The sequence below is a fragment of the Amycolatopsis kentuckyensis genome (genome assembly GCF_002155975.1).
Lineage (GTDB): Bacteria > Actinomycetota > Actinomycetes > Mycobacteriales > Pseudonocardiaceae > Amycolatopsis > Amycolatopsis kentuckyensis.
Genome location: NZ_MUMI01000210.1, coordinates 1 through 13,976, shown reverse-complemented (window position 1 = coordinate 13,976; position 13,976 = coordinate 1). Strand labels below are relative to the sequence as shown.

At 74.4% G+C, this 13,976-nt stretch carries 4 protein-coding genes and 1 pseudogene; 1 reads left to right on the top strand and 4 read right to left on the bottom strand.

The window, feature by feature from the left end:
• Positions 1 to 63 precede the first annotated feature (63 nt).
• Positions 64 to 11,133 (top strand): annotated as a pseudogene (locus tag CCN39_RS51815) (SDR family NAD(P)-dependent oxidoreductase); the annotation flags it as partial.
• A 60-nt stretch (positions 11,134 to 11,193) separates the two neighbouring features.
• Here CCN39_RS51815 and CCN39_RS20960 read toward each other — a convergent pair.
• The 4 genes from CCN39_RS20960 to CCN39_RS20945 form a co-directional block, all read right to left on the bottom strand.
• Positions 11,194 to 12,825 carry an MFS transporter gene (locus CCN39_RS20960; protein WP_244210904.1) on the bottom strand — a complete coding sequence of 544 codons (1,632 nt, stop codon included), beginning with the start codon at positions 12,823 to 12,825 and terminating at the stop codon, positions 11,194 to 11,196.
• Positions 12,826 to 12,928: 103 nt separating this feature from the next.
• A complete protein-coding gene (locus CCN39_RS20955) occupies positions 12,929 to 13,273 on the bottom strand; it encodes a hypothetical protein (RefSeq protein ID WP_086844472.1) in 345 nt (114 codons plus the stop codon).
• A 183-nt stretch (positions 13,274 to 13,456) separates the two neighbouring features.
• On the bottom strand, positions 13,457 to 13,720 hold the full coding sequence (locus CCN39_RS20950) for a hypothetical protein (protein WP_086844470.1): 264 nt from the start codon (positions 13,718 to 13,720) through the stop codon (positions 13,457 to 13,459).
• A gap of 12 nt (positions 13,721 to 13,732) precedes the next feature.
• The coding region (locus tag CCN39_RS20945; protein WP_143264099.1) for a M1 family metallopeptidase at positions 13,733 to 13,976 on the bottom strand (244 nt) is incomplete at its 5' end.

Here is a 13,976-nt window from a genome sequence, read left to right as displayed (position 1 = left end):
GCTCGACCTGGACACCGACGACGACCTCTTCGCCGCCCTCGACAACGAACTCGGCAGGTAGACATGAGCAACGAGCAGAAACTGCGCGATTACCTCAAGCGGGCGACGGTCGACCTGCGGGAGAGCCGCCAGCGGGTCCAGGACCTGGAGGACCGCGCGCACGAGCCGATCGCGATCGTGGGCATGGCCTGCCGGCTGCCGGGCGGGGTCGCCTCCCCGGACGAGTTCTGGGAGCTGGTCGGCGCCGGGCGCGACGCGGTGGGGCCCTTCCCCGAGTCCCGTGGCTGGAACCTGGACGAGCTCTACGATCCCGACCCGGACCACCTCGGGACCTCGTACACCCGGGAAGGCGGGTTCCTGTACGACGCCGACCGGTTCGACGCCGAGTTCTTCGGCATCAGCCCGCGCGAGGCGGCGGCGATGGACCCCCAGCAGCGGTTGCTGCTGGAGACGGCGTGGGACGCGTTCGAGCACGCCGGCCTCGACCCGGCCACGCTGCGGGGCACCCGCACCGGGGTGTACGCGGGCGTCATGTACGACGACTACGGCTCCCGCCCCCACCCGCCCGAGGGCTTCGAGGGCTACCTGCTGACCGGAAGCGCGGGCAGCATCGCGTCCGGCCGGGTGGCCTACACGTTCGGGCTGGAGGGCCCGGCGGTGACGGTCGACACCGCGTGTTCGTCTTCGCTGGTGGCGCTGCACCTTGCTGCGCAATCGCTGCGTCAGGGCGAGTGTTCGATGGCGCTGGCCGGTGGCGTCACGGTGATGGCGACCCCGGGCACGTTCGTGGAGTTCTCCCGGCAGCGCGGGTTGTCGCCGGACGGGCGTTGCAAGGCGTTCTCGTCGTCGGCGGACGGCACGGGCTGGGCCGAGGGTGCCGGGGTGCTGGTGCTGGAACGGCTGTCGGACGCGCAGCGCCAGGGGCACCGGGTACTGGCCGTGGTCCGCGGCAGCGCGATCAACCAGGACGGTGCGAGCAGCCAGCTGACCGCGCCGAACGGGCCCGCGCAGGAGCGGGTCATCCGGGCCGCGCTGGCCGACGCGCGGCTGGCACCGTCCGAAGTGGACGCGGTGGAGGCGCACGGCACGGGTACGCGGCTGGGTGATCCGATCGAGGCGCAGGCGCTGCTGTCCGCCTACGGCCAGGCCCGCCGGGACCACCCGCTGTGGCTGGGCTCGGTCAAGTCGAACATCGGGCACACGCAGGCCGCGGCGGGGGTCGCGGGCGTGATCAAGATGGTCCTGGCGATGCGCCACGGCGTCCTGCCCTCGACCCTGCACGTGGCCGAGCCGACCCCCGAGGTCGACTGGTCGGCGGGCACGGTGGAACTGCTGACGCGGGCCCGGGAATGGCCGGCGCTCGACCGTCCGCGCCGGACCGGGGTGTCGTCCTTCGGGATCAGCGGGACCAACGCGCACGTGATCCTCGAAGAGGCGCCGCGCGCCGCCGAACCGGATGCCGCCGGCCCGTCGCCGGCGCGGCCGGCGCCGTGGGTGCTGTCGGCCAAGTCCGAGCTCGCGCTCCAGGCCCAGGCGAGCCGGCTGCTGGCCTGGCTCGACGCCCACCCCGAGGTCGCCGACGCCGACGTCGCGGCCGCCCTGACCACCACCCGCGCCCGGCTGGACCGGCGTGGCGCGGTGCTCGGCGCCGACCGGGCCGGGCTGCTCGCCGGCCTCACGGCGCTGGCCGCGGGTACGGACTCCCCGCACGTCGTGACCGGGGCCGTGACCGCCGGCGAGACGGCCTTCCTGTTCACCGGCCAGGGCGCGCAACGCGCCGGGATGGGCGCCGGGCTGGCGGCCGCGTTCCCGGTGTTCGCCGCGGCCCTCGACGAGGTGTGCGCGGAATTCGAGGTGCCGCTGCGTGAAGTGATGTCCGACGAAACTCTGCTGGATCGCACCGAGTACACCCAGCCGGCGCTGTTCGCGTTCGAGGTGGCGCTGTACCGCCTCCTGGAGTCGTTCGGCGTCACCCCGGACGTGGTGGCCGGGCATTCGATCGGTGAGCTGGCCGCCGCTCACGTGGCCGGGGTGTGGTCACTGCCGGACGCGTGCAAGCTCGTGGCCGCCCGCGGCCGGTTGATGGGCGCGCTGCCGGCCGGGGGCGCGATGCTCGCCGCCGCGGTGCCGGAGGAACGGGCCCTGGAACTGGCCGCGGACGGGGCGGTCTCGCTGGCGGCCGTGAACGCGCCCGCGGCGACGGTGTTCTCGGGCGAGGCCGCGGCGATCGCTGCACTGGAGGACCGGCTGAAGGGCGAGGGGGTCAAGACGACCCGGCTGACGGTCAGCCACGCCTTCCACTCGGCGTTGGTGGAGCCGATGCTCGCCGAGTACGAGCGGGTCGCGCGATCGGTGGCGTACCAGGCGCCGCGGATCGGGGTGTGCTCCACGGTGTCCGGTGCGCCGATCGGTTCCGAGCTGCTGACGCCGGAGTACTGGGTGTGGCAGGTGCGCGAGGCCGTCCGGTTCGCCCCGGCGGTGCGGTCCCTCGCCGACGCCGGCGTGCGCCGGTTCGTCGAAGTCGGCCCGGACGCGGTCCTGGCGGCGCTGACCCGTCACACCCTGGGCGACGACGTGGCATCCGGCTCGCTGGTCGTGGCGGCGTCCCGGCGCAACGTCGACGAGGCGGACCAGTTCCTGCGGTTGCTCGCCGCCGCCCACTGCGCGGGCATTGCCGTCGACTGGACGCCCCTGGCACCGGCAAGGCCGGCCACCCACCTCGACCTGCCCGGCTACGCCTTCCAGCGCCGCCGCTACTGGGTGGAGCCCGGCGACGGCGTGCCCGGTGACCTGGGCAGCGCCGGTCTCGCCGCGCTCGACCACCCGATGCTCCGCGTCGCCGCACCGCTCGCCGGCCGCGACGAATGGCTGTTTAGCAGCCGGCTTTCCGCCACCGGCCAGCCGTGGCTCGCCGACCACACGGCGTTCGGGACCGTGCTGCTGCCCGGCACCGGCTTCGTGGACCTCGCGCTGGCCGCGGGCCGCCACCTAGATCTCCCCGTGCTGGACGAACTCGTCCTCTCGGCGCCGCTGCCGTTCGACGGTGCCGCGGCCGTGGACGTGCAGCTGTCGGTGGCCGAGCCCGACCACACCGGCCGTCGCCGCCTCTCGATCCACTCGCGGGCCGTCCCCGAGCCGGACTGGACGCTGCACGCCACCGGCGTCCTCGCCCCCGCCGACGACGTGCGGCCGGCCTGGACCGACCCGGAATGGCCGCCGGCCGACGCCGAGCCGATCGACGGCACGCGGCTGTACGACCGGCTCGCCGACCGGGGCTTCGGCTACGGCCCGGCGTTCCAGGGCGTGCGGGACGCCTGGGCCGGTGGTGACGACGTGTTCGCCGAGGTGGCCCTCGACGCGCCGGCCGCGGGCTTCGGCGTGCACCCGGCGTTGCTGGACGCGATCTTCCACGCCGCCCTCGACGGCCTCGCCGCCGAGCTGCCCGACGGAAAGCTGCCGCTTCCGTTCTCCTTCACCGGGGTCCGGGTGTTCCGGTACGGCGTCACCGCGGTCCGCGCCCGCATCGGCCGCTCGGGCCCCGGGAAGGTGCGCATCGACGCCTGCGACGACACCGGCGCCGCGGTGCTGTCGATCGACGCCGTGCTCGCCCGGCCCGCGGACGCGCGCGCCCTCGCCGGTGCCCGCAACCCGCTCTACGCACTCGAGTGGACACCGGTGACCGTTTCCGCGGTGCCGGAACGGCGCCTGGTCGCACTGGGCGGCGGGGACCACGCAGGCGCGGTTGTCGTCTGGTCACCCGAAACGGCCTCGGCGGACGACGTCCCGGCGGCCATCCGCGCCGCCGTGCACGACGCCCTCGCGGTACTGCGCGACTGGCTCGCCGACCCGGGCTGCACCGGCTCGACGCTGGTCGTGCTGACCCGCAACGGCGCCGGGCTGCCCGGCGAGACGCCGGACCCCGCGGCCGCGGCCGTCCGCGGCCTGGTGCGCAGCGCGCAGTCGGAACACCCGGGGCGCATCGTGAACGTCGATGTCGTCGAAGACCTCGCGGACCTGCCCCAGCGGATCGCCGCCGCCATCGCCGCGGACGAACCGCAGCTCGCGATCCGCGACAGTGCCACGCTGGCGCCGCGGCTGGTCCGGACGACCGCCGCCGAACCGGCCGGCGAGCCCTTCGGCGCCGGCCCGGTGCTGGTCACCGGCGGCGCCGGCGGCCTGGGCGCCGTCACCGCACGCCACCTGGTCGCCCGGCACGGGGTGCGCAGCCTGCTGCTCGTCTCGCGCCGCGGCCCGGCCGCGCCCGGCGTCGAGGAGCTGGTCACCGAGCTGACCGCGCTGGGCGCCGAGGTCCGGGTCGCCGCGTGCGACGTCAGCGATCGTGCCGCCGTCGCGGCGCTGCTGGAAGCCGAACCGGTGACCGCGGTCGTGCACACCGCGGGCGTCGTCGACGACGGCACCATCGAAACCCTGACCGCCGAGCAGGTGGACCGGGTGCTCGCCCCGAAGGTCGACGCCGCCTGGCACCTGCACGAGCTCACCCGCGACCGGGACCTCGCGGCGTTCGTGCTCTTCTCCTCCGCGGGGCCCCTGCTCGGCGGGCAGGGCCAGGGCAACTACGCGGCCGCGAACGCGGCGATGGACGCGCTCGCCCAGGCGCGCCGCAGCGCCGGTCTGCCCGCGCATTCACTGGCCTGGGGGCTGTGGAAGCTCGGCATGGCCGAGGCGTTGAACGACCCCGGCGGTGACCACCTGGTGCGGCAGATCCGCACGCGTCTCGGGCTGGCCCCGATCGAGCCGGACACCGGCATGCAGCTGTTCGACAACGCGCTCTCCACCGCCGAACCGCTGCTGATGACCGCGTTGCTCGACACGCCCGCCCTCGCCGCGCTGGGCCGGCTCGGCACGCTGCCCGCGGTGCTGCGCGGCCTGATCCACGTCCCGTCGCGCGGCCGGGTCGCCGACAGCCCGTTGCGCCGTCGGTTGCTCGACACCCCCGAAGACCAGTGGGAGGCGCTGATCCGCGACGAGGTCCGCGCGATCGCCGCCGCGGTTCTCGGCCACGAGTCGGCCGACGCCGTCGACCCCGCAACCCCGTTCACCGCACTGGGTTTCGACTCGCTCGGCGGCGTCGAGTTCCGGAACAAGGTGACCGCCGCCACCGGGGTCCAGCTGCCGTCGACGCTGGTGTTCGACTACCCGACCCCCGCCGCGGTGGCGGGCTTCCTGCGCACCCGGGTCGACGGTTCGGCGCCGGTCCGACCCCGCCCCGCTGCCAGGGCCAAACCCGGGGCGGACGAGCCGATCGCGATCGTCGGCATGAGCTGCCGGTACCCGGGCGGCGCCGGGAACCCCGACCAGCTCTGGGACCTGATCGCCGGGCGCGTCGACGCGATCACCCCGATCCCGGGCGACCGCGGCTGGGACGTCGAGCGCCTGTACGACACCGAGCCCGGCAAACCCGGCCGGATCTACACCCGGGAAGGCGGATTCCTGGAGGCCGCCGGGGATTTCGACGCCGCCTTCTTCGGCATCGGACCCCGGGAGGCGGCGGCGATGGACCCGCAGCAGCGGTTGCTGCTCGAGACGTCCTGGGAAGCGCTCGAAGACGCCGGGATCGATCCGGCGTCACTGCGGGGCAGCGACACCGGGGTGTACGCGGGCGTCATGTACCAGGACTACGGCTACTCGGCGCGCGCGGCCGCCGACGGCGCCGCGGAAGGCTATCTGGCGACCGGCTCGGCCGGCAGCGTCGTCTCCGGCCGGGTGTCCTACGCCCTCGGCCTGGAAGGCCCCGCGGTGACGGTGGACACGGCGTGTTCGTCGTCGCTGGTGGCCGTGCACCTGGCGGTGCAGGCACTGCGCGCGGGGGAGACGTCGCTGGTACTGGCCAGCGGGGTGACGGTGATGGCGACCCCGCTGCTGTTCCTGGAGTTCTCCCGGCAGCGGGCGCTGTCCCCGGACGGCCGCTGCAAGGCGTTCTCGAGCACCGCGGACGGCGTCTCGTGGGCCGAAGGCGTCGGCGTGCTCGCCCTCGAGCGGCTGTCCGACGCGCGGCGCAACGGGCGTCCGGTGCTGGCCGTGATCCGCGGCAGCGCGATCAACCAGGACGGCGCGAGCAACGGCTTGACCGCCCCGAACGGCCCCTCCCAGGAGCGGGTGATCGCGCAGGCACTGGCCAACGCCCGGGTGACCGCGGCCGAGGTGGACGCGGTGGAGGCACACGGCACCGGCACCACGCTGGGCGACCCGATCGAGGCGCAGGCGCTGATCAACGCCTACGGGCAGGAGCGCGCCGAGCCGCTGCGGATCGGGTCGCTGAAGTCGAACATCGGCCACACGCAGGCGGCGGCCGGGGTCGGCGGGGTGATCAAGATGGTGCAGGCGCTGCGGCACGAGGTGCTGCCGCCCACGTTGCACGTCGACGCGCCGTCGCCGCACGTCGAGTGGGCGGCGGGCGCGGTGCGGATCCTGACCGAGGCCGAGCCGTGGCCGGCCGGGGAACGCCCGCGCCGGGCGGGCGTGTCGTCGTTCGGGATCAGCGGGACCAACGCGCACGTGATCCTCGAAGAGGCGCCCGCGGTCCCGCCGCGGCCGGCCGATCTCCCGCGCCCGGCAGCCCTGCCGTTGCTGCTGTCCGCGCGGACGACGGCCGCGCTGCGGACCCAGGCACGCCGTCTGCACGACGCGCTGACCGAACGCCCGGAGCTCGACCTGGCCGACGTCGCGGCGACACTGGCGCTGCACCGCGCGCGGCTCGAGCGGCGCGCCGCCGTCGTGGGCGCGGACCGCGAGACGCTGCTGGCGGGCCTGGCGCGCCTGGCCGACGACGAGCCGATCGCCGACAGCCGGCCGGGCACGACCGCGTTCCTGTTCACCGGGCAGGGCGCGCAGCGGATCGGGATGGGCGCCGGGCTGTACCGGGCGTTCCCGGTGTTCGCGGCCGCGCTCGACGAGGTCTGCGCGGAGTTCGACCTACCCCTGCGTGCGGTGATGTCCGACGGGACGCTGCTGGACCGCACCGAATACACCCAGCCCGCGTTGTTCGCGTTCGAGGTGGCGCTGTACCGCCTCCTCGAGTCGCTGGGCGTGACGCCGGACGCGGTCGCCGGGCATTCGATCGGCGAGCTGGCCGCGGCGTACGTCGCCGGGGTGTGGTCGCTGCCGGATGCGTGCAAGCTCGTCGCGGCCCGGGGCCGGTTGATGGGGGCGCTGCCGGCCGGCGGAAGCATGCTGGCCGCCGCGGTGCCGGAGGAGCGGGCGCGGGAACTGGCCGCGGACGGCACGGTCTCGCTGGCCGCGGTGAACGCGCCCGACGCGGTGGTCTTCTCCGGAACCGCCGAAGCGGTGTCGGCGCTCGAATCGAGGTTGGTGACCGAGGGCGTCAAAATCAGCAGGCTGCGGGTCAGCCACGCGTTCCACTCCGCCTTGCTGGACCCGATGCTGGTCGAGTTCGCGGAGATCGCCGCCGGCCTGACGTACCACGAGCCACGGATACCGTTGTGCTCCACGGTTTCCGGCGCGTTCGGCGACTCGGTGGCGACGCCCGGGTACTGGGTGCGGCAGGTGCGCGAGGCCGTGCGCTTCGCCCCGGCGGTGCGGTCCCTGCTCGATTCGGGGGTCCGCCTGTTCGTCGAGGTGGGCCCGGACGCGGTGCTGACGACCATGACCCGCGCCACGCTGGCGGCGGACCCGGCCGCGAGCGCCACGGTGGTCGCGACCTCCCGGCGCACGGTCGGCGAACCCGAGCAACTGGTCACCGCGCTGGCCACCGCGCACGGCGCGGGCCGTCCGGTGCGGTGGGCCGGCTTCTTCGGAGCGCGGCCGCAGGCGCGGGTCACCCTGCCTGCCTATCCCTTCCAGCACGAACGGTTCTGGCTGCTGCCCGCGGAAACCGCCGCGCCGCTCGCCGGTGCCGACTCCGCCGGCCACCCGCTGCTGCACGCCCAGGTGCAGCTCGCCGGTAAGGACGAGTGGCTGTTCACCGGCCGGCTTTCGCTGCGCGCGCAGCCGTGGCTCGCCGACCACACCGTCTTCGGCACGGTCTTGGTGCCGGGGACCGGATTCGTGGAACTGGCCCTGGCCGCCGGCGCCCGGCTCGGCGTGCCGCGCCTGGCGGAACTGGTGCTCGCGGCGCCGCTGGCCCTCACGGCCGACGGTGCCGCGGACATCCAGCTCGGCGTGGGCGAACCCGACGCCGACGGGCACCGGACCGTCGCCGTCCACGCCCGCACCGCCGACACCTGGGTGCTGCACGCCCGTGGCCTGCTCACGCCCGCCGTGCCGGCCGGGACGCCGGACTGGTCCCGGATGTGGCCCCCGGCGGGCGAACCGGTCGACGGGCCGCAGGTGTACCGGGCGCTCGACGACCTCGGGTTCGGGTACGGCCCGGCGTTCCAGGGGGTTCGCACCGCGTGGTCGCGGGGCGAGGAGGTGTTCGCCGACCTGGCGCTCGACACCGGCACCGCCGCGTTCGGTCTGCATCCGGCGCTGCTGGACGCGGTGTTCCACGCGGCCGTCGGCGGGCTCGCCGACGGCGGGCTGCCGCTGCCGTTCGCCTTCGACGGCGTCCAGCTCGCCCGGTCCGGCGCGAGTGCCTTGCGCGTCCGCATCGCCCGCACCGCACCGGACACCCTGCGCGTGGACGCGGCCGACGAGGCCGGTGCCCTCGTGCTGAGCGTGGCGTCGATGCGGGTCCGCCCGATCGAACGGCAGGCGCTGGCCCGGCTGCGGGGCGCGGCACCGCTGTACGACCTCGAGTGGGTTCCCGTGCCGCCGGTGTCCACAGTGGACGCGGGACACGTCGTCGCGCTCGACGACCCGGCGGAACTCGCTGCGCTGCAAGACGGTTCCGGCACAGTGGTGTGGCCGGCACCCCGCGGCACCGGCGCGGCGGACGTCCACGCCGGTGTGCTGACGACGCTCGCCCTGCTGCAGGACTGGATCGGCGCCGGACACCCCGGCCGGCTCGCGATCGTGACGCGCGCGGCCGCCGGACTACCCGGCGAGGCACCCGATCTGACCGGCGCCGCCGTGGCGGGCCTGGTGCGCAGCGCGCAGTCCGAGCACCCGGGCCGGTTCCTGCTCATCGACCACGACGGCGACGACCTGCCGATCGAGTCGCTCGCCGGCGCCGTGGCCCGGGACGAACCGCACCTGGCCGTCCGCGACGGCCGGCTCCTGGCCCCCCGGTTGCGGCCGCTGCCGGCCGGCGAACCGGGGGAGCCACCGTCGTTCGGCGACGGCACGGTGCTCATCACCGGCGGCACCGGCGGCATCGGCGCGATCACCGCCCGGCACCTGGTCGAAGCCCACGGCGTACGACGGCTGCTGCTGGCCTCGCGCCGCGGGGCCGCCGCGGACGGCGCCGCCGAACTGGTCGCCGAGCTGACCGGGCTCGGTGCCGACGTCCGGGTCGTGGCGTGCGACGTCACCGAACGGGCGGCGGTCGAGGCCCTGCTGGCCGGGATCGACGCCGCCGCCCCGCTGACCGCCGTCGTCCACGCGGCGGGTGTCCTGGACGACGGCACGCTCGACACCCTCACCGCCGCGCGGACGACCCGCGTGCTGGCCCCGAAGGTCGACGCGGCCCTGCACCTGCACGAGCTGACCCGCGACCGGGACCTGGCGGCGTTCGTGCTGTTCTCGTCCGCGGCGCCGGTGCTCGGCGGGCAGGGCCAGGGCAACTACGCCGCCGCGAACAGCGTGCTGGACGCGCTGGCCCGCGTGCGCCGCAGCGCGGGTCTCCCGGCGCACTCACTGGCCTGGGGGCTGTGGACCGTCGGCATGGCCGGGGCCCTCGCCGGGGACGGTGCCGAGCAGTACGCGCGGCAGATCCGGGCCCGGCTGGGCCTGGTCCCGATCGACCCGGAGGCCGGGATGGCGTTGTTCGACCACGCCCTCGCGACCGGCCGGGCGACCCCGGTGACGGCACTGCTGGACACGGCGGCGCTCACCGCCCTGGCGCGCGGCGGCACCCTGCCCGCGGTCCTGCGCGGCCTGATCCGGGTGCCCCCGGCCACCGCGAGTGCCGAGGTCAGCCTGGCCAAGCAGCTGGCCGCCCTGCCCGACGCCGACCGCGACGGCGTGCTCCTGCGCGAGGTGCGCACCGTCGCGGCGGCGGTCCTCGGCCACCGGTCCGGCGACGCGATCGACCCGGCCGCGCCGTTCACCGAGCTCGGTTTCGACTCCCTCGGCGCGGTCGAGTTCCGGAACCGGCTCGGCAGGCTGACCGGGCTGACGTTGCCGTCGACGCTGATCTTCGACCACCCGACCGCCGCCGACGTGGCGAAACTGGTGCGCTCGCGGATCGAGGAAGCCGACACCGGTGTGGTCGAACAGGCACCGGCGGGCGTGCGCGGCACGATCACCGAACTCGTGTCGGCGGCCCACCGCCGGGGTGAGCTGGCCGGGGCGATGCCCCTGCTGACCGCGAGCTCGGCGCTGATGACCAGCTACCCCGCCGGCGAGGCCGCCCAGCACCGTCCGGCCGCGCAGCTCCTGGCGCGCGGCGCCACGGCACCGGCGCTGATCTGCCTCCCGTCGTTCCTGGCGGGATCGGGCCCGCACCAGTTCGCCCGCCTGGCCCGCGAACTGGGCGGCGAGCGGCAGGTCAGCGCGCTGCGCCTGCCCGGCCTGCGCGCGGGCGACGACCTGCCGGAGACCTGGGCCGCGGCGGTCGAGAGCCTCGCCGCGGCCGTCGCACCGGAACTCGAGCGAAGCCCGGTGGCGCTCGTCGGCTATTCGGCCGGTGGGGCACTCGCCCACGCCGTCGCCCGGAAGCTCGAAGACGACGGCGCCGAAGTCGCGGGCGTCGCGATGATCGATACGTATGCCCCGGAAAACCTCGAGCTCAACCGCCTGGTGCTCACCGGAGCGCTGGGGGAGATCCTGTCCCGCGGCAACGCCCTGACCCCGGTCGACGACCACGCGCTGGTCGCCATGGGCGGCTACGTGCGGATCTACCCGGAGCGCGCGGCCGAGCCGATCGCGGCGCCGACGCTGAACCTGCGGGCCACGGTCACGCTGAACGGCTTCGCGGACGTCGACCCGGTCCCGGCCTGGCAGCACCGCGGGCCGATCGAGCACATCGAGGCGGATCACTTCTCGATCATCGAAGAACAGGCGGCAGCGACCGCCGCCCGCCTCGGCCGCTGGCTCACTTCCCTCGGCTGATCGTGCGGGGTGAGGCGGGTTCCCGCCCGCCTCACCCCGCACGACAGCCGCGGCAGCGGGTCAGTGGCCGGCCAACGCGGGCTGGTCTTCGGTCCCGGCCGGCTTCTCCGCCGGCCCCGTGCGCCGTGCGGCCGGCCGCAGGGCGAACACCAGCACGGCGGTCGCGACGAGGCCGATGAGCGTGATCCAGACCGCGCCGACGTGCATCGAGTGGATGAACGCCTGGTCGGCCGCCTGCGCCAGGGCGGGCCGGTCGAGCGTGGCGGCGACGTGCCGGGCCTGTTCCGCGGACACCCGGACGCTGTCCCGCAGCCCCGGTGGGACCGCGCCCACCGAGGGTTCGATCGCGGCCCGGTAGGCGATCGACATGATCGTGCCACCCACCGCGATCCCGATCACGCTGCCGGCCTGCCGCGCCGTGTTGGTGACGGCCGACCCGGCACCGGACTGTTCCAGCGGCAGGCTGCTGATCAGCGCCCCGGTCACCGGGGCCAGCACCATGCCGACGGAAAGGCCCTGCACCAGCAGCATGATCTCGATCCAGACGAGCGGGGTGTCCAGCTGGAGGAACCCGACCGCGCCCATCGAGAACGCCCCCACCGCGAGCGCCGGCAGGGCGACCGGCCGCAGCCCCCACCGGCGGACCAGGCGTGCGCCCAGCGGCGCCCCCACGACCGCGCCGACCGCGGTCGGGACGTTGGCCAGGCCGGCCTTCATCGGCGAGAAGCCCAAGGCCCCCTGAAGGTAGAACGCGTTGTAGAAGGTGACGGCGGCCACCGAAAAGAGCAACAGCGCCATGGCCGCGTTGCCGCCACCGAACGCGCGCTGCGCCAGCAGCCGCGGATCGAAACTCGGCGCCTTGGCCTTCAATTCGACGAGCACGAAAACGGCCAGCAGGACAAGGCCGGCCGCAATCGGCCCCCAGACGTCCCAGCGGCTCCAATCGTCCACCTGCCCGGCCCGGATCAGGCCGTAGGTCAACGCCGCGAGCCCGCTGATCGACAACGCTATTCCGGCCGGGTCCAGCGGCCGCACGGTGGGGCTGCGGAAATTGGGAACCAACAGGACGATCCCGGCCAGGGCCAGCACGACGATCGGGACGTTGACGAGAAAGACTGAACCCCACCAGAAATGGCTGAGCAGAAGCCCCGCCAGCACCGGTCCGGCGGCCATTCCGACACCGGTGGACGTCGAGGAAATGGCGATCGCGGTGGCCCGTCCGGGCCCGGTGAAAGTCCACAACAGGATGGCGAAGTTGGCCGGCATGATGAGGGCGGCGCCGACGCCCATCCCGGCCCGGGCGGCGATCAGCTGGCCCGCGTCGCCCGCGTACGCCGCCCAGATCGAAGTCGCGCCGAAGACCACCAGGCCGACCGCAAGCACGTTCCGGTGGCCGAAACTGTCGCCCAGCGCGCCGGCGGTGAACATCAGGGTGGCGAAGACCAGGGTGTAGGCGCCCGTGGCCCACTGCAGCTCGGCCGGGCCGGCCCCCAGCCCGCGGACGGGGTCGGCGAGGGTCTCCAGGGTGATGCTGAGGACGGTGTTGTCCAGCCAAATCAGCAGTGAACACACCATGAGAACGGCAAGAATCAACTGCTGCCGGAATTTCGGCAGCTCTGGAGGCGCGATCATGACCACCTTCGGATATCGATCGGCGGGAACGCGATCGACGATAAGCAGGCGTCCCGGCACTGTCAAGTTCGGAGATCTTCGTCAAAATTGTTGCGGCCGAACTGGTGATATGCCCCGGGTCGGATTTGCTTCCCCGGCAATTATCTGCCTTCTGGTGGATTTGTCATTTCGGGGATGTCGTGCCCTCGGCGGGGACGACCGGGCTCAATTCGACCGGCACTCCGTTGAACACCGCGGTACCGGAGAACGGATCGACTTCCTGCTCGTCGGTCAGCGCGTTGATATCGATGCCGTGCGGATGCTCCTTCAGCACCGCGAGGTTCAGCCCGGGGCGCACCCCCAGCAGATCACCGGCCGGACCCAGCCGCAGCATCAGATCGATCCGCCGCTCGACCGAATCGGCCCCGGTCAACCGCGCCAGCTCGCCGGTCTCCCGCCCGGCCAGTGGCGAACCCGGCACGGCGGCCGCGGCGCGCAGCGCCCGATCGATGACGGCTTCGTCGACCACGGCCGGGACGGCCGCAGCCCGCGGCCGGCGGCGATGTGCACCAGCCGGGCCATCATCGCAGCTTCGCTCGGCCACCCAGATCAGCGCGCGGACCTGCCCCGGGCCCGGGGTCGCGAGCTCGTCGACCAGGGTTGCCGTGGGCAGCTCGCCCGAGACCTCCGGAAGGCGGCGGACGCGGCTGTGTCAACGACCGGTCGTGAACGGCCCGGCCGGCCGCGGGACCGAGTGCGGAGCCCGGCCGAACATGGTGCCGCCCGGCCGGTCGAGGTTGCCCGTCAAGGCGTTCACGACCTCGATCAGCCAGCTGGTCACCGTGCCGAACCGGGTGGTGCTGGTGCCCAGCCGGCCGTAGACCGCCGCGGTCCGCGCCGCGCCCAGCTCGCGGATCTCGTCCGGCGCCACTCCGCACGCCGAGGCCACCCGCTCGGGCGGGAAGCGCGCGGCCACCGCCCGCACACGTCAGAGGGCCGGCTTGCCCGCCTGGTAGAGCCAGGTGTGGAAGAACGCGCCGAGATCGCGGTGGGTCAGCCGCTCGACGAACTGGATGAATTGCCGCGTCGAGACGTTGCCGTCCCGGTGCGCCGCCGGCCACAGCGTGAGCAGCCGGAAGAAGTCGCGGTCGCCGATCTTCGTGCGCAGTGCGTGCAGGGTCATCGCGCCGCGGTTGTAGACCAGGTCGTCGAAGATGTGGTCCCGGCCGGGA